17 protein-coding genes, 2 pseudogenes, 1 riboswitch and 2 other annotated features are annotated in these 21,212 nt (G+C 42.2%); of the genes and pseudogenes, 14 read left to right on the top strand and 5 right to left on the bottom strand.

Annotated elements, in window-relative coordinates; genetic code table 11:
• The first annotated feature begins 81 nt into the window (after nt 1-81).
• The 4 genes from B9Z54_RS15525 (at nt 82) to B9Z54_RS15505 (ending at nt 4,347) form a co-directional block, all read left to right on the top strand.
• Complete coding sequence (locus B9Z54_RS15525; protein ID WP_113929243.1) at nt 82-672, top strand: DinB family protein; 591 nt, start codon at nt 82-84, stop codon at nt 670-672.
• A gap of 916 nt (nt 673-1,588) precedes the next feature.
• Nucleotides 1,589-3,172: a ribosomal protection-like ABC-F family protein gene (gene abc-f / locus B9Z54_RS15515; protein WP_113929242.1), complete on the top strand. Its 1,584-nt coding sequence runs from the start codon at nt 1,589-1,591 to the stop codon at nt 3,170-3,172.
• Nucleotides 3,173-3,470: 298 nt separating this feature from the next.
• A complete protein-coding gene (gene sda / locus B9Z54_RS15510) occupies nt 3,471-3,617 on the top strand; it encodes a sporulation histidine kinase inhibitor Sda (RefSeq protein WP_113929241.1) in 147 nt (48 codons plus the stop codon).
• Between the two features lie 106 nt (nt 3,618-3,723).
• Entirely contained in the window at nt 3,724-4,347 is a 624-nt protein-coding gene (locus B9Z54_RS15505) for a flavodoxin family protein (protein WP_113929240.1), read from the top strand.
• A 565-nt stretch (nt 4,348-4,912) separates the two neighbouring features.
• On the opposite strand, the gene B9Z54_RS15500 is transcribed toward B9Z54_RS15505, so the two are convergent.
• Complete coding sequence (locus tag B9Z54_RS15500; protein ID WP_240189952.1) at nt 4,913-5,185, bottom strand: YuzF family protein; 273 nt, start codon at nt 5,183-5,185, stop codon at nt 4,913-4,915.
• A gap of 216 nt (nt 5,186-5,401) precedes the next feature.
• Between B9Z54_RS15500 and B9Z54_RS15495 the strand changes: the two genes are divergently transcribed.
• The 6 genes from B9Z54_RS15495 to B9Z54_RS15470 all read left to right on the top strand — a co-directional run bounded on the left by B9Z54_RS15495 (nt 5,402) and on the right by B9Z54_RS15470 (nt 10,690).
• A complete protein-coding gene (locus B9Z54_RS15495; protein WP_113929239.1) occupies nt 5,402-5,824 on the top strand; it encodes a GNAT family N-acetyltransferase in 423 nt (140 codons plus the stop codon).
• A 414-nt stretch (nt 5,825-6,238) separates the two neighbouring features.
• On the top strand, nt 6,239-7,093 hold the full coding sequence (locus B9Z54_RS15490; protein WP_113929238.1) for a dimethylarginine dimethylaminohydrolase family protein: 855 nt from the start codon (nt 6,239-6,241) through the stop codon (nt 7,091-7,093).
• A 71-nt stretch (nt 7,094-7,164) separates the two neighbouring features.
• A riboswitch (PreQ1 riboswitch) is annotated at nt 7,165-7,209 on the top strand.
• A gap of 119 nt (nt 7,210-7,328) precedes the next feature.
• The gene (queC, locus tag B9Z54_RS15485) at nt 7,329-7,991 is read left to right on the top strand and encodes a 7-cyano-7-deazaguanine synthase QueC (RefSeq protein ID WP_113929237.1); all 663 of its coding nucleotides are present in this window, start codon (nt 7,329-7,331) and stop codon (nt 7,989-7,991) included.
• Complete coding sequence (gene queD / locus B9Z54_RS15480) at nt 7,988-8,422, top strand: 6-carboxytetrahydropterin synthase QueD (protein ID WP_113929236.1); 435 nt, start codon at nt 7,988-7,990, stop codon at nt 8,420-8,422. The genes queC and queD overlap by 4 nt, the downstream gene beginning before the upstream one ends.
• Nucleotides 8,419-9,138 carry a 7-carboxy-7-deazaguanine synthase QueE gene (gene queE, locus B9Z54_RS15475; RefSeq protein WP_113929235.1) on the top strand — a complete coding sequence of 240 codons (720 nt, stop codon included), beginning with the start codon at nt 8,419-8,421 and terminating at the stop codon, nt 9,136-9,138. Before queD ends, queE begins: the two co-directional genes overlap by 4 nt.
• A 310-nt stretch (nt 9,139-9,448) precedes the next feature.
• Entirely contained in the window at nt 9,449-10,690 is a 1,242-nt protein-coding gene (locus B9Z54_RS15470) for a DHH family phosphoesterase (RefSeq protein WP_113929234.1), read from the top strand.
• A 457-nt stretch (nt 10,691-11,147) separates the two neighbouring features.
• On the opposite strand, the gene B9Z54_RS15465 is transcribed toward B9Z54_RS15470, so the two are convergent.
• The 4 genes and pseudogenes from B9Z54_RS15465 to B9Z54_RS15445 form a co-directional block, all read right to left on the bottom strand.
• On the bottom strand, nt 11,148-11,882 hold the full coding sequence (locus tag B9Z54_RS15465; protein WP_113929233.1) for a 5-oxoprolinase subunit PxpA: 735 nt from the start codon (nt 11,880-11,882) through the stop codon (nt 11,148-11,150).
• A gap of 141 nt (nt 11,883-12,023) precedes the next feature.
• Nucleotides 12,024-12,877, bottom strand: a pseudogene (locus B9Z54_RS15460) (5-oxoprolinase subunit C family protein).
• 98 nt (nt 12,878-12,975) lie between these two features.
• Nucleotides 12,976-13,674: a 5-oxoprolinase subunit PxpB gene (gene pxpB, locus B9Z54_RS15450; protein ID WP_113929230.1), complete on the bottom strand. Its 699-nt coding sequence runs from the start codon at nt 13,672-13,674 to the stop codon at nt 12,976-12,978.
• A gap of 165 nt (nt 13,675-13,839) precedes the next feature.
• The gene (locus tag B9Z54_RS15445) at nt 13,840-14,895 is read right to left on the bottom strand and encodes a hypothetical protein (RefSeq protein ID WP_113929229.1); all 1,056 of its coding nucleotides are present in this window, start codon (nt 14,893-14,895) and stop codon (nt 13,840-13,842) included.
• Between the two features lie 171 nt (nt 14,896-15,066).
• On the opposite strand from B9Z54_RS15445, the pseudogene shc reads away from it, so the two are divergent.
• From shc to trpD, 4 genes and pseudogenes are all read left to right on the top strand, one after another.
• A pseudogene (shc, locus tag B9Z54_RS15440) lies at nt 15,067-16,941 on the top strand (squalene--hopene cyclase).
• A gap of 536 nt (nt 16,942-17,477) precedes the next feature.
• Nucleotides 17,478-17,731 (top strand) — a binding site (T-box leader).
• Between the two features lie 123 nt (nt 17,732-17,854).
• Nucleotides 17,855-18,100, top strand: a binding site (T-box leader).
• Nucleotides 18,101-18,212: 112 nt separating this feature from the next.
• On the top strand, nt 18,213-19,610 hold the full coding sequence (gene trpE / locus B9Z54_RS15435; protein WP_113929228.1) for an anthranilate synthase component I: 1,398 nt from the start codon (nt 18,213-18,215) through the stop codon (nt 19,608-19,610).
• Nucleotides 19,607-20,215 carry an anthranilate synthase component II gene (locus tag B9Z54_RS15430; RefSeq protein WP_113929227.1) on the top strand — a complete coding sequence of 203 codons (609 nt, stop codon included), beginning with the start codon at nt 19,607-19,609 and terminating at the stop codon, nt 20,213-20,215. Before trpE ends, B9Z54_RS15430 begins: the two co-directional genes overlap by 4 nt.
• A complete protein-coding gene (gene trpD, locus B9Z54_RS15425; protein WP_113929226.1) occupies nt 20,187-21,212 on the top strand; it encodes an anthranilate phosphoribosyltransferase in 1,026 nt (341 codons plus the stop codon). The genes B9Z54_RS15430 and trpD overlap by 29 nt, the downstream gene beginning before the upstream one ends.

Here is a 21,212-nt window from a genome sequence, read left to right as displayed (position 1 = left end):
CTCCTTCTGAATTGGACAATATTACTATTTTCTATGATACTATAGGGTTGTAGATTAGGGAAAGAGCAGGGTGATATAGCAATGGATATAGATAAGGAACTATTATTAATCAAGAAAAAAGAAGGATTCAAACAGGATTTCTCGGTTTTGGTTTCTACGATGGACTATGCCAGGTTTACGACATTGGCAGATTTGAAGAATGTCACGCAGGATGAAATCGATTATCGACATGACGGTGATTTCAATTCGATTGCTATGCTGCTGGCTCATTTGGCAGCAATCGAAAAAGTCTTTCAGAAGCTCACCTTTGAAGAAGTGAGCAATGAAGAGATAGATGCTTATGCTGATACCCTTGAGCCGGCAGTAGGGCTGGGGGCTGATGCATTTACTATTAAAGGAAAACCAGTCGGATTTTATCTGGATGAACTCTCATCGACCAGGCTGATAACGAAGGAGAAATTTGCTTCCCTTGATGAAAGCTGGCTTTACCGTGAGACCGATTGGTGGTTCGAACAAAAGGGCAATAACTTTTTTAAATGGTTCCATGTTTTTGAGGACGAAATCAATCACAGAGGCCAGATCAGGCTTATACGAAAACTTTATGCAAAAGAAAAAAGAATGTGTGAGGTATTATTTTTCAAGGATCTTTTCGTAAACTTTGTTGCTATTTAATATTAACTTCTTAAGCTAACGCCATTATTCAGGAATTATTTTGGTAATCAAGAAGAAAAAAGTAGTTCCCCCGTCTAGAGAGAAATCTTTGTATCCGGGAACGACCCTGCACTTGGGATATTTTCGGAAGCAACAAAAAATGCTAAAACCTTCTATTCAAGAGGATTTCCAATTTTGCTATAGAGAGCGATTTTACCTTCATTCTCCTTCACGTAGGAGGATTGGAGCAGAAGGCGTACGATCTCCTGCGGGAATAGCGTCGTCTAGTTCCAGCGCCTAGCCCCTCGGGGTCAAATAACCCCAAGAGAATAAAAGGAAAGACCGCCTTTTTTTCTCTTGAGAACATTTTCCTGTCGGGGCTGACCAAGGCGCTTCCACTTTTGATGACAGGTGAGACCCCGCAGGCGCAGCCGTGGAGGCTCACCGCCCGCCCCGCGGAGTCGTCCGTCTAGAGCGGAAATCCATTAATTCTCATCAGACACAACCGTTGCGAAAAGAACGTTTTTCAAAAAACAGGAAAACCAATTTATTAACAGTTGCAATTTCTAAGGATTCCCAATATACTATCAGTAGCCGAAACAGAAAGGACTGAATTTTTGAGCAATGAAGTAATTTACCTATCCCACAAAAAACGAGAAGTGCAAAATGCATATGAAATAATTAGACTCGTTCCGGATAGGATAAGTATGTCCATTTATATAAAAGGCTCTGTTAACTCCATTTATGGCGGTTAATAATTTTGAAGAACAGCTTCTCAATTAACAGCACTTTTATAAATTTGAGACTCTTGCTCAAAAATGTATACAGTCATACTGCAGAAGAAGGCTTCTTGTTTTTTTCTGCGCGTGTACTTTTTTTGAATATTGAGCATAGAATATATACTAACCTTTCCGGAGCATTTCGGGGAGGTTTTTTTATGTTATTAATGAGAGCTAAGAATGTGGTCTGCACCATTGGAGAAAAAACATATTTCGATGAGAAAGAATTAACAATCTATCAGGGAGACAAAATTGGCTTGATAGGAAGGAATGGAGAAGGGAAATCCCTTCTATTGAAATATCTGCAGGGGATGACGGGCTTTCATCCAAATGTGGAATGGTTCTGCGGCATAGGTTATATGGAACAGTTAAGTGTTCCTTCCAAGGAAGCTTATCTCAGCGGCGGGGAATTAACGATCAAAAAACTGAATTCTTTATTGTCTGAAGGCCACCGTCTTTTATTCCTGGATGAACCATCCAATAATCTGGATTGGGATAGAATGGAAGAATTGCAAAAACGCTTAAAGAGCTTTAACGGGAGCATTATTCTGGCTTCTCACGACCGGAGTTTGTTAGATACGGTATGTACTAAAATTTGGGAGCTGGATGATGGCCGGTTAAAAGAATATCAGGGTAACTATGAAGATTATCTAGTGGAGAAGGAACGGGAAAAAAAGGAACAGGAAGCTAAATATGAAAGCTACTCTAAAGAAAAGAAGCGGCTTTTGGAAAGGTATGATAAAAAACAGAGGCAGGCCCAGGGCATGGATAAACCCCCATCTAGAATGGGCAATTCAGAGTGGCAGTTGTATAAAGGAAAGGCTGCAGGAAAAAGGGGGAAAGTCGAGCGGGTATCCACAGTGATTAAAGATCGAATAGAAAGAATGGAAGAAGTAGAGAAACCATTCGAGTGGGATGCGGTCAAGATGGAATATGTCTTGCAATCTCCGATTCATAGAAAAACATTGCTCACAGCTAAAAATCTGACAAAGTATCTTGGTGGAGAAAAGCTTTATGAAAGCCCTCACCTGAAATTGAAAACTGGCAGTAAAACCGCTTGCATCGGAAGGAACGGATGCGGAAAAACAACCTTGATCAGGCAGCTAGTAGAAGAAGTTTCTGAGAAGATTGACATGTCCAAAAGTGTCAAAGCAGGATATTTTGAGCAAAGCCTTCAGGGCCTGCCGGACTCTTCCACCATTTTGGAATTTGTAACTGAAGGCAGCACCATTCCCAAACATGTGATCAGAATCATTCTCGCGCGCCTGAGGTTTTTTGAAGAAGACGTTCACAAGCCGATTTCAGTCCTGAGTGGTGGAGAACGAGTCAAAACAGCCATTGCCAAGCTGCTTGTCGGGGACTACAACCTTCTAGTGCTGGATGAGCCAACAAATCATGTAGATCTTGATACCTTGCAAGCTTTAGAGGGTCTCTTAAGAGATTATCCGGGAACTGTGTTACTGGTTTCCCATGATAGAAGATTCGTTGAAAATGTGGCTGATAAGCTATGGAGATTCCATGATAGGACTATCAGTATGTTTGATGGGGGATTAAAGCAGTTAGAGGGGTGGACAGAAACAGCCCATTCATTAGATGAAAATGAAGAAGAAATATTGAAGCTCGAGACAAAGCTCACAGAATTGATAGGCAGATTAAGCTTGCCATCTCCTGCAGATGATGTAACAGAACTGGATAGGCAGTATAAATCGGTTTTGACTCAATTAAAACAGCTTAAACAATAGGAAAGGATTCTGTGTTTAATTAATAATATATTTTTAATTAAGTCAGGTAAACAGCTGCAGTACAAGTGGAGTCATCCAGATTCTGCTTGTACTGCAGTTTTTTTGTGAGGATGATACTTAGAAAGATGAGAATTATTTTAAAGCAGAAGTAAACCTATGCTTGGACAAAAGTTCTGTAAAGAAACTCTTTTAGCTCTCTTTTTTGCACACTGTGTTATAACTTGCTGAAAAACGGGTAAAAAGCTATGAAATCAACTTGTCAAGTTTAGACGTTCTCTCTTTTCGATAGGAGGAATCCATGAGTCCGAAAACATTGAAGTACCTTACGAATAAACAGCTGCTGACAGTCTGGAGGCATGCCAAAACGAAAAATCTTTCAGAAGAATATCTTTCTTTGATCAAGAAAGAAATGAGGAGAAGAATGACGGTAACTTATAAACGGTGATTAATTATAGATTCTATTGAAATACTATTATAGCTCTCTATTATCCGTTTGAGAAATGGCTATTAAGGATAAAAGGGGAATGAGATAGAATGGAGGAGGAATTGTATTGGCTATTAAGTCTTTGTATTTAAATTGCAGTTTAAAGAAAAGTCCTGAAACCTCTAACACTCAAGGACTGATGGACAGAGTCATCGAAATCATGAAGGATGAAGGTGTTGAAACGGAGACAATCCGCATCGCAGATTATAACGTTGCCCCTGGCATGAGTCCTGATGAGGGAATAGGTGATGAGTGGCCGGAAATCTTCGAAAAAGTCAAAGAGGCGGACATCATTGTTATTGGCACGCCAATCTGGCTTGGGGAAAAAAGCAGTATTGCCAAGCGTGTCATTGAACGTATCAATGGTGGTGCCAGCCTGACAAATGATAAAGGACAGTACCTCTATTACAATAAAGTAGCGGGGGCGGTTGTGACAGGAAACGAAGATGGTGCGAAAAGCGCTGCTAAAGACATTATTTACGGCATGTCCCATCTCGGATTCACTATCCCGCCGAATGTTGATGTTTACTGGGTTGGCGAAGCAGGACCAGGTCCTTCCTTCCTGGAAGCGGAAGGTTTTAATAATGACTTCACCAAACAGAACACAAAAATCATGGCTTACAATCTGATTCATTTTGCCAGAATGCTGAAGGAACAGCCAATTCCGGCGGAAGGCAATGTAGTAGAATAGGAGAAAGAGCGCAGAGTAGAGCAGGACACAGAAGAAATCCAACAATAAGTAAAAAGGCAGGATCGCTCACTTCAGAGAGCGATCCTGCCTTTTTCTCTTTAGGTTTTACAATGGTGTGGGCTTTATAGCGGAAGCAGTCTGTTTCTTAATTAAGTATCCACGTAAATAAGGGGAGATATTCCCGCTAATTGCAATTTGGAACTCATACTGGAGTAAATAGAGGGAGTTTTTCCCCTTATTTGAAAAAAAGCCCCTATTTTCTAGAGATTTAATTCAAATAAGGGGAATTTTTCCCTCTATTTAAGCTATATTTCAATGCTTTTTAGTAAATAAGGGGAATTTTTCCCTCTATCTATTAAAATGCATTGCCCCTTGCTCATAAGTGCTTCTAATCACTGTTTCATTCTAAAATTCGGTAGATTTTCAGTGTCTTCGAGTAGAGCAGATGCTTTTTTTTCGTCTTTAAGCAAAAGTGTAACTAACTCCGGCATTACAATGGTCAATTAAAGAACCGAACTTTGTATACTCTTCGCCAGATCATTTCTATTATAGAAATTTACAAATCTTAATCCGGCATGACGCTGACAATCTGGCAGGTCCGCACAAAGAAAGTCTCATCTCCGACATTCATAACAACATGGTCAGGTTTTACATCTATTAGTTTACCGCGCAATGTATCCCTGACTGTAGATACAATTAATACCTTTCCAATTACAGATTTTAACGTTTCATAGACATAGGGTTCGAAGTTAAACATGGGCTGAGATTGGATATTTCCCTGGTTCATTGGGATAGACATCACCATTTCATTTTGTGGATAGTTTCTAAACTGATACATATCATACCTCCTGATATTATCCTCTCCCTAACAATATGCAGGACAAATATCCAGTGAATGGGCTGCATTATAAATTGGGCTGGGGAATTTACCACGTTACAGCGCTGAAAGGGACAGTCCCTCTTAGTGCGGTAATGCGGTAATGAAGGACTTTTGCCACTTCATGAAGAAGTAATAGTTCTGGAAGTTTTATAGAGGTACAGGAGGATGATTACTATGAACATCAAGGAAGCCGTTTCTGACTATGAATGGGAACAGGTCTATGACTTACTGGTTGAATTAAGAACGGACCTGCAGAAAGGGACATTCAATAAACTTTTAAAAGATATGAGAGCGGAAGGATACAGGGTGTTCGGGTTGTATGATGCTGAGGAACTTGTGTCGCTGGCAGGTGTCATAATCAGAACGAATTTTTATGCCGGCCGTCATGTTTTTATTTACGACCTGGTCACTAGATCAACTGCCCGCTCAAAAGGGTATGGACGAAAGCTTCTTGAGTTTATCGAAGCGTGGGGAGAAGAGCAGGGCTGTGTGACCGCGGGGCTGGATTCTGGAATGCAGCGAAAAGATGCTCACCGTTTCTATGAAGATTTGGAGTATAATAAATTCAGCTATGCCTTCAGAAAGAACCTTAATTAGTCTGACAGAATAATTAATAAGGGGCTTTTTAATGAGCATTTGCCCTTTCCCCTTTTAGCTGGGGTCAGGGGAACTGCTCGGGTTCCTGAGGGCTGGGCATCAAGTCTGGTTACAACGTGCCAGTCCCTTGAGTCATGCGCTGCAAGCGGAATCAACTATTCCATTAAAAGAGCAGGAACTCTCGCATCCATCCTGACAAAGAACAAGAAAAAATAAAAAATCTATATAAATATTCATTCATGAAAAGGGATTAATTTCAAGGGTTTTAGAATAAAAATACATTTACAGCTAAAAAATTAATCTTTATGCATGCTGGCAAGCCAGAGGCCAGCCTCCTCCTCCACTGAAAGGTTTAATATCATTGCCTCTATGGGAATATTCTCTTAAAAGGCAATATATTATGGAGGGTTAAAAATGGCAACTACCATTAGGAAAAACCAAACGGAATATTGTGACAGTGAATATGATAGGTTGGAAAAGGTGATTGTCTGCCAGCCGCGTTATATGAAAATAGATGAGGTCATCAATGAAACTCAAAAACACTTTCTTGATAAAAACATAGATATCAAAACAGCTTTAAAGCAGCATAATGATTTTGTGAAAGCACTTAAGGACAATGGCACAGAAGTGATCAATATGACTCCCGACCCCCAACTGCCCGAACAGGTTTTCACAAGGGACATTGGATTCACCATCGGCGATACCATCTATGTATCTGAAATGGGAAGCGATATACGTGCTGGAGAAGATCAGGTATTACAGAAGTGGCTGGAGGAACATGGTCATAAATATGAAAAACTGGATTTCGGCAGTATTGAAGGCGGAGACGTTATTGTTGATAAGGATAAGGTATTCGTAGGAGTCAGCCATCGAACAAACATGGGTGCCATCGACCAGCTGAGAGAAATGGCAGAAGGGTTTACTATCATCCCGGTTCCCTTCCAAAAAAAGTATTTGCACCTTGACTGTGTGTTCAATATTCTTTCACCTGATCAAGCGCTGGTATTCACCCCGGCGTTCAAGTCAAAAGAACTGCAGATGCTGGCTGAACATTTCAATTTAATTGAAGTAAATGATGAAGAACAGTTCACAATGGGCACGAATGTGCTGTCAATCGGAAATAAAAAGGTACTCAGCCTGCCGCAAAATCAAGATGTAAACCGTGCATTAAAACAGCATGGATACGAAGTAGTTGAAGTGGACTTTTCAGAGATTATAAAATCAGGAGGTTCATTCAGGTGTTGTTCAATGCCTGTATTGCGAAAGTAATCCTGCAAGGAGATGACAGTCTCCAGCTGGTATGCTATAGTGAAATAACAATAGAAGAATGCTGCAGAAATGCAGGAGAGGTTCTAGCTTAACCCTCTATAAAAAACTAAGGAAACGGCATCTCCTTGGGTGCCGTTTTTTATTGAATAATTATTCCTGACTTATAGAGTAACGCAATGAACTTCCTTCTTCTTTTAAATGGTGATAAACCTAAAAAGAGAGAGGAGTTACAATAATGAAAAACGAAAAAGCGCTGGTCGTATTCAGCGGCGGGCAAGACAGCACAACATGCCTGATTTGGGCGATGAAAGAGTTTAAAGAGGTGGAAGCAGTCACCTTTAATTATGGACAGAGACATTCTGAAGAATTAATATGTGCGAGTGAAATTGCTAAGGAATTTAACGTGGTTCACCACGTATTGGATATGAGTCTTCTGAATCAGCTGGCACCAAGCGCTCTGACTCGAAATGAGGAAATCACTGAAAAGGAAGGTGAACTTCCTTCTACTTTTGTACCCGGAAGAAATCTTCTATTCCTGTCATTCGCAGGGGTCCTGGCCAAAAACATAGGTGCAGGACATATCATTACTGGCGTATGCGAAACTGATTTCAGCGGGTATCCTGACTGCCGTGATATGTTTGTGAAATCGTTTAATATAACACTGAACCTGGCGATGGATGAGGGGTATGTCGTTCACACCCCTCTGATGTGGCTGGATAAAGAAGCCACATGGAAATGGGCAGATGAAATGGGTATGCTCGAGTATGTCAGGGAAAAGACCCTTACCTGCTATAACGGTATCCGCGGAGATGGATGCGGGACCTGTCCTTCCTGCAAGCTTAGAAGAAAAGGTTTGTCTGCCTATTTATCCAGCAAAGAGGGGAGTGCGAAAGTATGATTGGCCAAATTTATCCTGTACCGCAGCACTCCTATTCCTACGAGCTTAATAAAGATTTTCAATTCGCTGCGGCCCATGCCATTCCATCCGAAGCCGCCGGTAAATGCCAAAAAATACACGGACACACTTATTTTTCCAATATTACAATCGGCGGGGACACCCTGGACCAATCCGGTTTTCTTATCAATTTTGCAACCATTAAAAAACTCATCCATGACCGGTTTGATCATACATTACTTAATGAGGACCCCTTGTTTAAAGACAGTTCAAATAGGTTTCCCACGACAGAAGTCATGGCGGAAGTTATGCATGAAATCATTCAACATCATTTAGATCAACAGAAAAACAATGCTCAGTGCCTTCAGGTGTTTTTGCGCGAAACCCCGACAAGCTACTGCATTTTCCGTCCGAAAAGAGGCAAAGAGCAATGAGGAAAATACCGGTGCTTGAAATATTCGGTCCGACTATCCAAGGTGAAGGGATGGTCATCGGACAGAAAACCATGTTTGTCCGCACAGCTGGTTGTGATTATTCCTGCTCGTGGTGTGACTCCGCATTTACCTGGGACGGATCTGCCAAAGACGATATCCGTTTATTAACCTCAGCAGAAATCTGGGAAGAGCTTCGTGACATCGGAGGCAGACGATTTAATCACGTAACGATATCAGGTGGAAATCCGGCACTCATCTCTGCGATAGAAGAACTGCTGGCTATTTTTAAGGAAAATGGTGTCTCATCAGCTCTTGAAACACAGGGCAGCAGGTGGCAGGAGTGGTTCCTGGAAATTGATGAGCTGACACTTTCTCCAAAGCCGCCCAGCTCAGGGATGGCAACAGACTTTGAAAAATTGGACTTTATAATAGAGAGATTAAAAGTGAGCAGAAGTCACAGCTTAAAAGTTGTTATCTTCAATGAGGAAGATCTCGAATACGCAGCAAATCTGCATGAAAGATATCCAGGTGTGCCTTTTTTCCTTCAAGTTGGAAACAGCGACCTTTCAGTGGACGAAGGCAGTGGATTCCTATCCAGGTTGATCACAGACTATGAAAATCTTATTGAGGCAGTCACGGAAAGTGAACGCTTGAATGATGTCAGGGTGCTTCCTCAGCTGCATACGTATGTCTGGGGAAATAAAAGGGGAGTGTAGGTTTTGATACCGAGACTCAAAGCCCGCCCCGCTGAGTCGTCTGATTAGAGTGGAAATCCATTACTTTTCAATAGCCACATTAATTGCAAAAAAAGCGTCTTTAAAAACAAAAAGCTATGAAAATTGACTTCATGTTGGTTTATTGCCGAGGCCTGCCAACTGATGAAATCAACATATGTATCATTTTTTATCAAACCATCAATAAAAATTGCTCCGTATCATTTAACAGACGGAGCTTTTTGCTGTATATTAGCAAGGAAATGACAAAACATAAAACCATTAATACATAGAGAAGCCTAGGAGGCCAAAAATGCAACGTTTTTTACTATCTCATAATGATTTAGATGGTGTCGGATGCGGCATCATCGCAAAAATAGCCTGGGGAGACGAGGCTGAAGTCCGTTACAATTCCATAGGCGGTTTGAACTTCCAAGTGGCCAGGTTCTTGAAAAGGCCGCAAAAAAATACAAAGTTGTTCATTACCGATTTATCAGTAAATAAAGAAAATGAAGAAGCTCTGGAAAGTTATTATAAAAAAGATGGAAAAGTGCAACTGATTGACCATCACCGCAGTGCAGAACACTTAAATGAATATGACTGGGCAGCTGTTACAGTAGAATATAAAGATGGCAGGCTTGCATCTGCAACATCCCTTCTTTATGAGGAACTTAAAGAAAAAGGCGAGATTGACTCAACACCAATTCTTGAGGAATTTGTTGAACTTGTCCGCCAATACGATACCTGGGAGTGGGATGTGAATAACAACACAACCGCAAAAAGGTTGAATGATTTATTTTTTCTCCTCACCTTAGAAGAGTTTGAAGAAAAAATGCTGTCGCGCCTTAAAAATCATGAAAAGTTTTTCTTTGATGAATTTGAACAGAAGCTCCTTGAAATGGAAGAAGCCAAGATTGAAAGGTATATCCGCAGAAAAAGAAGGGAGCTTACCAAGTCGTTTGTGGACGATTACTGTGTGGGTATTGTTCATGCAGAATCCTACCATTCCGAATTGGGTAATGAGCTGGGGAAGGATTATCCGTTCCTGGATTACATTGCCATCATTAGTGTCGGAGGAAAAAGGATTTCCCTCAGAACCATCCATGATCACGTGGATGTCTCAGAAGTGGCAGGAAAATTTGAAGGCGGCGGCCATGCCAAAGCTTCGGGGTGTAACCTGACTTCAGAAGCATTCAAGCTGTTTGTCACAGAGGTATTCACCATTGAGCCGCTGCCAATCGATGCTCCTAAAAATCGTTTTAATCTAAAGGAGTCCCCAAATGGCTCTCTTTATAAAAACAGGCTGGAGGATCATTTGTTTGTCTACCCAATCGACAGCGAAGGCTGGAAAGTAGAGTATAATGGGGTATTTGAAGGCGATTTCCCAACCTATCTTGATGCAGAAAATCATATTAAAAAAGAATATTCCGCCGCTCTGTGCAAAGATGATGAGTACACGGAATTCTTGATGGAAAATGTGAAAAATCACAAAATCCTTCAGGCTGCAGCCGAAAAGCTGCCTTTCAATGTAATGGCAAACAAAAAAGAAGAGTAACAGAAAGAAGATGGCCCCGTTCCGTGGCCATCTTCTTTTCGATACTGCAGCTTATAAAGGAACCAGTGACAGGTCTGCTGGAAATGAAATAATCGTGTTCCTTCTCAAGCTTCTTGAAGAGTATCCTTCAGCCTGGTATAGGTAATAGTGTTTTCGGTATAGCCTTGTTGAACCCGTTTTACCAATGGCACACATAACGAGAGTTACACTTTTTGATGCTCCGCGCTTCGCCAGCGAGGGGCATCAAAACTGAGAAAAACTTTACTTGATGTACCGCGCTCCGCCGGCGAGGGACATCAAATCGAGAAATACTCCTTATGATGTACCCCGTTCCGCCACTGACTGCATCATAAAATATAGCCCCCAGCTAAAATGGATTCCAATCAAACAAGCTGGCACTTTCAGATACTAATTTGGGCACCAGGAACCGGTCACGCATAAAGCCCTGTATAAAAAGCTAACCATCTTTCAAAGCAGACAATATTTTATCAGCAAAAAGGAGGGCGTTTTCATTGTCTCCGTGCAGGCAGATGGTATCAGGCTTGATCTCAATTTCCATCCCGTCCGTACTAATCACTTTATGTTCTTTTACCATTTTGACTACCTGGGAGAGCGCCTTCGTATCATTATGTATAACAGCTCCTTCCTGGTGCCTGGGGGTGAGGGTGCCGTCATTTTGATAAGTTCTGTCTGCAAAGACCTCGCTTGCAGTATGAAGCCCAAATTCTTCGCCCGCTGTTATCAGGTAAGAGTTTGCCAGGCCGAATAACGTCAGGGAAGGGTTGAAATCATGGACAGCTTTAGTGATGCTTCTCGCTATTTCTAAATCCTTTGCTGCCCGGTTATAGAGTGCTCCGTGCGGCTTGACGTGAGACAGGGAACCTCCCTGTGCTCTAACAATAGCTTCCAAAGCCCCGATTTGATATAGGACGAGCGAATAGATTTCTTCTGAAGGAATATCCATATGGCGCCTGCCGAACCCTTGAAGATCGGGGTATCCTGGATGGGCTCCGATTTTAACACCATTTTTCAGGGCGAGCTGAACAGTTCTAAGCATGATCTCTGGGTCACCTGCATGAAAGCCGCAAGCAATATTGGCGGAAGTTATTCTTTTCAGAATTTCTTCGTCATTGCCTTTCGAGTAGCTTCCAAAGCTTTCTCCAAGGTCGCAGTTTAAATCGATATTGATGATGATCTCCTCCTGTTTTAATCATCTGGATTAGTGACTTTCAGTATGTTTCTAATTCAACTCTAGGTTTCTATCACTTGCTGTTTGAATACTCATCATGCTCCATCGGTCATCCTTTAGTATGGAGCAATAATTTATCTGCCTTCACATCTTTAACCGAATCCCGGCCTTGATTATTTTAAAATCATCCTCAATCGTTGTTAAAGCTCTATAAGCCTCTTCTAAAGTTACTTCTTTGAACTGTATCTTTTCAAGCGGCTTCAATTGGGCAATCACAGGCAGGTCGGCGGTGATGATATTTGCTATTTTCGGGTAGCCGCCGGTCGGCTGGCTGTCCGCCATGAGAATGATGGGCTGGCCGTTTGGCGGAACCTGAATGGTCCCTGTAGCAATTCCTTCTGTATCCAGCTCCCGTGCCTCGTTCATCATGAGCTTAGGGCCGTCCAATCGATACCCCATGCGGTCGGACTCTGCCTGAATGGTAAACTCTTCTGAGAAGAAGCTGGATTGGGCTTCTTCTGTAAACCAATTCCACTGCTTGCTTTTGAGGACTCTCACTTCTTTTTTATGAAGATAGGTGAAAAAGGAGGGAGATGCTGACCAGGAAATCTTTCTTTCTGTATGGCCCTGATGGTTGAACTCAATTTTATCCCCTGCTTTTAAAGGCCGCCCATAATAGCCTCCTACCTTGGCTGGTGTATAGGTGCTGCAGCTTCCGAGCTGTTTATCCATTTTGATTCCGCCCTTGAAGGCAATATACACGCGCATTCCTTCTGCAGCAAACCCGAAACGAAGGACATCCCCTTTTTTATAAGTAAAGGTTTATTGTTGGATATCTGTTCATGGTTGATGGAAGGCTTCAAGTCTGCTCCGCATAGTACCAGTTCGGTGTCTGAAGTGAAATGGAGAACAGGACCCTGCATGGTGACTTCTAATGCAGGCGCACTTTCCTCATTACCTGCTAAAAGATTGGCAAGACGGAAGGCGATGGTATCCATTGGGCCGCTGACCGGCATGCCGATATTGCGGTAGCCTGTCCTGCCGTTATCCTGGATGGTTGTCATCAAGCCGCTTTTTTCTACTGAGAAACCCATAATCAGCCTTCCTCCATTCGATCGAATTCTGCTTTTGTTATCGGTGTGAATTTCAGCAAGTCTCCTTGTGAGAGAAGGGCAGGGTTTTCCTGGTCATCCGGATCGAACATTTTCACAGGAGTTCTGCCGATGATCTGCCATCCTCCAGGTGAGGAAACAGGATAAACACCAGTCTGGCTCCCCGCAATTCCTACAGAACCAGCTTCGATTTTAATCCTCGGACTTTGCCGTCTTGGTGTGGAAATAGCAGGTGACATTCCTCTTAAAAAAGGGAAGCCCGGGGAAAAACCCAGAAATGCTACTGTGTAGAGCTCACGAGTGTGAATCTCGATCACCTGTTCAATTGACATATCATTGTGTTGGGCAACAACTGGGAGGTCGGGTCCATATTCATTCCCATATAGAACCGGAATGGTGACAGTTTCAGTCTTTTTCCTTTTGTTTGTGATCTCCATGGTTTCTATTATTTCAATCATTGTGTTCTCCATTACCTTATATGGAAAGTCAGACTTAATTTTAAGGGGATTATAGTGAACGGTAACTGTGTTATAGGAGGGCACCGCCTCTATGAAGGAATCATGCATGGGTAATATGAGAGCATGAGTTAGAGAAGTTAGTATATTTGATAGTTTTTCTTCATCAGAGTTATGAAAATCGACAATAAGCGCAGAATCTCCAAGTGGATAAATAGTATAGGTCATAAAAAATCACATCCCTTCATCAACATTCTGAATTCTATATCAATTTTAACATAAAGGACTGAAAGACATGGATAGAAGCATTGGATGAGCATTCGTACAGAAAAAACTGCTCTCCAGTTATTATTGGAAGAGCAGCTTTATAAAAAATCAGGATGCAGACTAGTATCAGAATGTAACTTTCTTGGTCAGCGACAGTTTAAAGGCAGAGGGATCATCAAGCCTGATATGAATTTGAGATACACTTTTTGTATAACCGTAAAGGAAAAAGGCTTTTTGTGATTCCTTTAATAAAATTTCGATTTGGGGCTTTTCTTCGATGAAGTCAGGCGCAATTGCTTTAAAAGTAACTTTTTCAGTCTCTTTGCCGATTTTTTCAGGAGGTTCATAGTCTTTAATGGACTCAATCTTTTGTAAAGGGATGTTGATTCTGCTGGCAAAACCAAGCCGTATGATGAGCTGGTCATCCGTAATCCTCACAGGATTCAAGCGGAAACCCTGTATTTGGGCAAGGATGAAAAATACTGTATACATATTCAATGCAAGCAGGATCCAGGAAACGATAGGAGTCCACTGGTGAAGCAGGTAGTGAAGGCCGATGGTTTCAAGCAGAATGGCGTGAATAATCATAATATAAAGCGGGATAGTACTCGTCTTTTGATGAAGGGTGAAGGAATCTTCAGTCATTAGAGGTTTTTTCTTCCATGAAAACAAGCTGTAATAGAATAATGACAACTCTGTCAGATAAATCTTAATAAAAAGGGGTGCTGACATCTTTTCTTGAATGGCTGTCTCTAAGCGGTGTGGAAAAAAGTCGCCATTAACCGCTTTGAGTTCTTTCGTATATTTCCATACCTTAGGCAGTGTCTTGATGATATGGAATGCGATAAACAGTTCAAAAAGCAAGAGTGCTCCCTCGGCAGCAAAGAGCAGGTATTTAAAAAACGGCAGCGATGATAAATGATCATTTGGGATGATGATCCAGGCAGCACCGTAACCTGCAGCGATGACAAGCGATAATGTTTTGAACGAGTGACGGCGGCGGATGATAAAAAAGTAAGCTAATAGTGGAATTACAAGCATCATGTCGACAATTGAACCAATAACCATTCCTTCCGGGACTTCTTCAAGACGGTAAACGAAAAAATTACATACTAGTATCAATGTGGTCAGCGAAAGAAAAAGCAGCCACTTCTTTTTTGGTTTTTGTGCAGCTTCCATCATATTATTTCCCCCTTTGGGAAAAGGTTTTGTTACTTATAGTATATAAAAAAGGGAATAATTTCCGCTGAAAGATATGTAGAATTATCGAACTTCAGGATTAAACTGCAGGGCATGTAAGCTAAAACCCTGAATATATTAGTAGATATCCTTCCTGAAAAAGGCGGTGTAATCATGGAAGCTAATATTGCAGATCAAATTATCAGATTAAGAGACAGATTGATAGCAAACCAGAAAAGTGACGGATCCTGGCACTATTGCTTTGAAAACAGTTTGATGACAGATGCGTATATGATTGTACTTATTAAGTCTTTAGGAATCAAAAAAGAAAAAGTAACCGCGGCACTTGCGGGAAGACTCTTATCACAGCAGACCATTCATGGCTTCTGGAAGGTCTTTGATGATGAAGATGAAGGGAATCTGTCCGCAACAGTTGAAGCCTATTTCTCCCTTCTTTGGAGCGGGGTCGTCCAAGAAGCGGATGAGAACATGGTAAAAGCCAGAAAATATATCCTTTCACAAGGGGGGCTTGATAAAGCTCATTCCATGACGAAATTCATGCTCGCTGTTCACGGGCAGTATCCATGGGATCGATTTTTCCCTGTTCCTATAGAAATTCTTCTGCTGCCTTCATATTTTCCTGTCAGCTTCATGGATTTTAGTGCCTATGCCAGGGTCCATCTGGCGCCGCTTCTTCTGCTGAAAAGCGAGAAGTATATCAGAAGGAACCGCAGGATTCCTGATATTTCCTTTCTTGTGATAGAAAAAGAAGGTTGTAATCTTTTTCGTGAAGAAGAGAGGACCTTTATAGAATCGGTTTCAAAGGGACTGGAAGCAATAGCTGCTATTCCAGCCGATTTGAGGTCTGTCAGCAAAAAGACCGCGCTTGATTATATGTTCGGGAGAATTGAAAAGGACGGCAGTCTTTACAGTTATTTCAGTTCAACCTTTTATATGATTTTTGCTTTGCTTTCACAAGGTTATTCCAGGAATCATCCCTTGGTTATTGATGCAATAAAAGCACTGTTGTCCTACCAATGTAAAGGAGAAGGCTTTCCTCATATCCAAAACTCGACTTCTACAGTATGGGATACTGCATTAATCACTCATGCCCTTCAAGCCTCAGGAATGAACAGCAGTTCAACTCCCATTGTCATGGCGAACTCATACCTCTTTAAACATCAGCACACAAAAAAGGGAGATTGGGCTTCAGAAGCACCTGGAACAGCTCCAGGAGGGTGGGGTTTTTCTCACAGTAATACTATCAACCCGGATGTTGATGATACGACTGCTGCTTTAAGGGCTGTGAAATTTGAGGCTTTCCAAGATAGATTGAAGAAGGATGCCTGGGACAGGGGAGTGAGTTGGACATTATCCATGCAGAACGAGGACGGAGGGTGGCCGGCATTTGAGAAAAACAAAAATAAGGAAATTTTGTCCTGGGTTCCAATGGACGGAGCCGAAGACGCGGCGACAGACAAATCCTGTGCAGACTTAACGGGAAGGACGCTTGAATTTTTAGGTAAAGATGCCGGGCTGAAAATGGAAAATCCTCAAGTAAAGAAGGGCGTGGAATGGTTAATCCGCTATCAGGAAAAAGACGGGTCTTGGTATGGAAAATGGGGGATTTGTTATATATATGGAACTTGGGCCGCCGTCACAGGGATGACAGCAGCCGGTGTCCAAAATGAAGAAGAAGCAATTAAGAGAGCGAAAAAATGACTGTATCGTATTCAAAACAATGATGGAGGCTGGGGAGAATCCTGCCGCAGCGATAAAGAAAAGAGGTATATTTCGCTCGGGAGCAGCACGCCTTCACAGACAGCCTGGGCCCTGGATGCATTGATTGCGGCTAGTGATTCCCCGACCAAGGAAATACAGAAGGGAATAGAAGCGCTCATTGTGCTGGTCGACAGTGAAGATTGGCGGACGAATTACCCTACAGGAGCAGGGCTGCCGGGAAGGTTTTATATTAACTATCATAGTTATAAATATAGTTGGCCTCTCCTGACACTGGCTAACTATAGAAATAAATTCATAGATTCTTAAGCCTGTCCATCTTATTCATGGCCCTGAAAACACCTGGCTATGCCGGGGATTCCAGCGAGCTTATAGCGAAGTAGAGAAAATCTCCCTTCATGAGGAGATAAGTTGGTATACCTAAAATTTCTTACCATTCAAGCAGGCGGTTTAGCTGTGAAGGTCATGAATAATCAAAAATTAGCGGAATTTTTCCGGCTAAGCTTTGAAATTGCATTCGATATGGGGTAAATAAGCGGAATTTTTCCGCTTAAGCACAGCTAAGTGGACCAGTTTTCACGTCTTTTTAGCAAATAAGCGGAATTTCTCCGCTTATTTTTTAAAACTTTTTCATTGTGGATAAATTGCTGATGAAATCAGTGGATCTTTTTAGCCTTGGCCGGTAAGAGAGGCTCCAAGTCAGAGAGGAAACCACCATTTCTCACTGGTGGTTTGATTAAGTTTTAATGTCTTTCAACCCACACTTGATAAAAAACAAAAATTCTGATTAATGCCTATTGACTTCTAACTTTATTTCGTATTATGATTATAAACAATTACAAAACGGATCGGCGCTGACGAAGAGGAGTAGCTTCCGATGATCACTTAAGAGAGCCAGTGGTTGGTGTGAACTGGTGTGAATCATGGATGTGAATGGACTTCCGAGCCTTCAAACCGAAATCGGCTTGTTTCGAGAGTAGGCTTTGACGAACGTCTCATCGATATAAGAGACACATATTAGAGAAGTTTTTCTCCGATATGGCTAAGCGGGCTGTCAGACAGTCAACGAAGGTGGTACCACGGGTTTCCCGTCCTTATTTATAAGGACGGGAAACCCTTTTTTATTGCTGAGAAATGATAAGGTCAACCTCTGGATAACTCTCTACTTGTTATCCATGGCCGGTTCCTGAAGCTGCACTTTGGTGTTTGGACAATTTCATACTGTAAATCATTGAACAAGAGTAGTAGATAATATCAAAATCGTTACAGAAAGCCGGCGGAGATGAGAATCCGGCACGAGGGGTATTGTTGAATGGACTTGTGAGAGGCTGCCTGAACAGAAGTAGGGCAGTCCGGGGTTCCGCCGTTAAAAGGATAGGGTATCTGATTGTTTTCACGTACCTGAAGAAGAGGGAGTTCTCTAGGAACTTCAATGTGAGGTGGCACCGCGATTACAATCGTCCTCCATGAAACAGTATATCTGTTTTCATGGGGGACTTTTTTTATTCTATGGACACTTGAAAAGAAAATCGACAAATACCGGGGCGTGACTGTCACGGTACTAACAGGAGGAAACAGGGATGGAAAATGTGATGAATATCCAAATTTATACGAGAGAATTGAATGCTGATGAACTAACGCCAGTCAGTGTTTTTAAAAAGTTGAGGGGCAGCCGGAAGTTTCTGCTGGAGAGTTCGCTGAAGCATGAAAACTCAGGGAGATATTCCTTCCTTGGAAGCAATCCCTTTTTCGAATTCAAGGCGGATGGCAGCACAGTAACAGAAAGTCATCTCTCTTCAGGGGACGTATTCCACTCTGAAAGCAATCCATTTGAAATATTGAAAAGGATCTTCGCCAGAACATCAGGTGTTAACCAGGGCTTTCCTTTTGAGGGCGGAGCGGTGGGTTATATCGGTTACGATAATATCCGTCAATTTGAAAATATCGGGGGGATTCCGGAAAATGCGCTGGAAATGCCAGATGTCCATCTGATGTTCTATGAAAAAATAATTGTGTTCGATCATTTGGATAACAAAGTGATTTTGCTTGCTTTGAAAGGCTTCGATGAAAGGTCTGCTCAGAATCCCGGGGAGATGCTGGATGAAATGGAAGAAGCCATTCGTAAAGTAGAAATTGTACAGGATGAGAACGATGCGGTCCCGCTTTCCTTCGAGTCTCAGCTATCGAAGAAACAATTCATCGCTATGGTTGAAGAAGCCAAGGAACAGGTACTTGCCGGTGAAATATTTCAAGTTGTGTTATCGCAAAGATTCAAGTCTGAATTCTCCGGTGATGCCTTTGCTTACTACCGCAAATTAAGAAAAAGCAATCCGTCTCCTTATATGTTCTTTATCGACTTTGAAGACTATGTGGTGCTTGGAACCTCCCCTGAGAGCTTCATTAAGGTGAGGGGGAGAATGGTTACGGCCAATCCGATTGCCGGAACCCGCAGGAGGGGCTTGGATGAACAAGAAGATACCGGTTTGGAGAAAGAGTTAAAAGAGGATGAAAAAGAGCTTGCTGAACACCGCATGCTTGTGGATCTGGCCAGAAATGACCTCGGAAGGGTCTGTGAACCGGGGAGTATCACTTTGACAAAGTATATGCTGGTCGAGCGGTACAAATATGTGATGCACCTGGTGTCGGAAGTGGAAGGAAAGCTTCATCCATCGGTTGACAGCCTGGATGTCATCACAGCGAGCCTTCCGGCAGGAACAGTCAGCGGGGCACCAAAAATAGCTGCTATGAAAATCATCAATGAATTGGAAAACTGTAAGCGGGGTGTGTACTCAGGAACCGTCGGTTACATTTCAGTGAATGGGGACATAGACATGGCATTGGCTATCAGAACAATGGTGATCAAAGATAAATATGCCTTTGTACAGGCAGGTGCAGGGATCGTTTACGATTCTGAAGCTGAAAAGGAATACGAAGAAACCATCAATAAAGCGAAAGCATTAATCGAGGTGGCAAAATGATTTTGTTAATCGATAATTACGATTCTTTTACATTCAATCTATATCAATATCTTTGTGAACTAGGAGAAAACGTACTCGTAAAAAGGAATGATGAATTGACAGTCGGAAAAATTGAAGAACTAAATCCTTCGGCTATCGTCCTATCTCCGGGTCCGGGCCGACCTGAGAATGCCGGCGTTCTCATTGAAGTTGTCCAGCATTTTTATGACAAGACACCTATTCTTGGAGTATGCCTGGGGCATCAGGCAATTGCAGCGGCATTTGGAGGAGAAGTAGTCAGAGCAGATAATATCCGGCATGGAAAAACATCCTTGATCAGACATAATAATTCTGCATTATTTCACTATATCCCTCAGCCCGTGGAAGTGATGAGGTATCACTCACTGGTTATAAAGAAAGGAACACTACCGCCCGTCTTAATAACCGCGGCTGTATCGATGGATGATCATGAAATCATGTCATTTAGGCATTTCCAATATCCAGTGTTCGGTGTCCAGTTCCATCCGGAATCGATTGGCACAAAGCTTGGGAAAAAAATACTGAAAAACTTTATCCAACTGAAGGAGGAATCTGAAAATGAAAGAGTTTCTACAAAAATTATTTGATGGAACTTCATTTGAAAAGGGAGAAATGAAAACGGCGGTAGACTTACTTCTGGAAGATGGAACAACCGATAGCGAAGTCGCCTCCTTTCTGACAGCTTTGAAAATGAAAGGTGAAACTGTAAAGGAAATATCAGCGCTGGTCGAATTGCTCCGTGAGCGTGCAAATTTTCAGCCTTTTCCTTCTTCAGATGTTATGGATATTTGCGGAACGGGAGGCGATGGATCCCAAAGCTTCAATATAAGCACCACCACGGCTTTTGTTTTGGCAGGCGCCGGGGTTAAAGTTGCTAAACACGGAAACCGCAGTGTGTCGAGCAAAACCGGTAGCTCTGATGTTCTGGAGCATTTGGGGATTACGCTTGATTTTAACAGCTTGGAAATTCATGAAATGCTTGAGAGCAATGGGCTGGCATTCCTGTATGCTCCGTATGTTCATACCCGCTTAAAGAAAATCATGAAAGTCAGGGGAGAGCTTAAAATCCCGACCATTTTCAATATGATTGGCCCGCTGACGAATCCTGTACAAATTGATACTCAATTATTAGGAATCTACAGACGGGATATGCTTGGGAAAATGGCTTCTGTTCTTCATGAACTGGGAAGAAAACGCGCGGTCGTTTTAAATGGAGCAGGGTTTATGGATGAAGCCTCTTTAGCAGGAGAGAATCATTTAGTCCTTCTTGCGGAAGGAAACATAACTGAGTTTACCATCACACCTGATGAGGCGGGTCTCCCCGTATATCCAAATGAAGAGATAAGGGGCGGTGATGCAATAGAAAATGCGGAAATCCTTCTCCAAATCCTTAAAGGAAAAGAAGGAGCCCATTTAGACACAGTCCTATTCAACGCCGGCATTGCCCTATTTGCAAATGGAAAAACTACTACAATCGCCGAAGGAGTCAAATTGGCAAGAGAATCCATTGAAAGCGGTGCAGCACTTGAAAAGCTACAAAGAACAGTGAGTTATTCCCAGCATGTAAGAAGGAAGGTTATGTGA

The organism is Bacillus sp. P14.5 (assembly GCF_003316765.1).
Classification (GTDB): Bacteria; Bacillota; Bacilli; order Bacillales; family Bacillaceae_B; genus Rossellomorea.
This window is presented reverse-complemented; position numbering and strand designations above follow the sequence as displayed.

Excerpts from the sequence above, each read along its gene's own strand:
- trpD (WP_113929226.1), top strand. The coding sequence starts at position 20,187 with ATGAAAGAGTTTCTACAAAAATTATTTGATGGAACTTCATTTGAAAAG.
- B9Z54_RS15525 (WP_113929243.1), top strand. The coding sequence starts at position 82 with ATGGATATAGATAAGGAACTATTATTAATCAAGAAAAAAGAAGGATTC.
- trpE (WP_113929228.1), top strand. The coding sequence starts at position 18,213 with ATGGAAAATGTGATGAATATCCAAATTTATACGAGAGAATTGAATGCT.
- B9Z54_RS15430 (WP_113929227.1), top strand. The coding sequence starts at position 19,607 with ATGATTTTGTTAATCGATAATTACGATTCTTTTACATTCAATCTATAT.
- queE (WP_113929235.1), top strand. The coding sequence starts at position 8,419 with ATGAGGAAAATACCGGTGCTTGAAATATTCGGTCCGACTATCCAAGGT.
- B9Z54_RS15495 (WP_113929239.1), top strand. The coding sequence starts at position 5,402 with ATGAACATCAAGGAAGCCGTTTCTGACTATGAATGGGAACAGGTCTAT.
- sda (WP_113929241.1), top strand. The coding sequence starts at position 3,471 with ATGAGTCCGAAAACATTGAAGTACCTTACGAATAAACAGCTGCTGACA.
- B9Z54_RS15470 (WP_113929234.1), top strand. The coding sequence starts at position 9,449 with ATGCAACGTTTTTTACTATCTCATAATGATTTAGATGGTGTCGGATGC.
- queD (WP_113929236.1), top strand. The coding sequence starts at position 7,988 with ATGATTGGCCAAATTTATCCTGTACCGCAGCACTCCTATTCCTACGAG.
- abc-f (WP_113929242.1), top strand. The coding sequence starts at position 1,589 with ATGTTATTAATGAGAGCTAAGAATGTGGTCTGCACCATTGGAGAAAAA.
- B9Z54_RS15445 (WP_113929229.1), bottom strand. The coding sequence starts at position 14,895 with ATGATGGAAGCTGCACAAAAACCAAAAAAGAAGTGGCTGCTTTTTCTT.
- pxpB (WP_113929230.1), bottom strand. The coding sequence starts at position 13,674 with ATGACCTATACTATTTATCCACTTGGAGATTCTGCGCTTATTGTCGAT.
- B9Z54_RS15490 (WP_113929238.1), top strand. The coding sequence starts at position 6,239 with ATGGCAACTACCATTAGGAAAAACCAAACGGAATATTGTGACAGTGAA.
- queC (WP_113929237.1), top strand. The coding sequence starts at position 7,329 with ATGAAAAACGAAAAAGCGCTGGTCGTATTCAGCGGCGGGCAAGACAGC.
- B9Z54_RS15500 (WP_240189952.1), bottom strand. The coding sequence starts at position 5,185 with ATGTATCAGTTTAGAAACTATCCACAAAATGAAATGGTGATGTCTATC.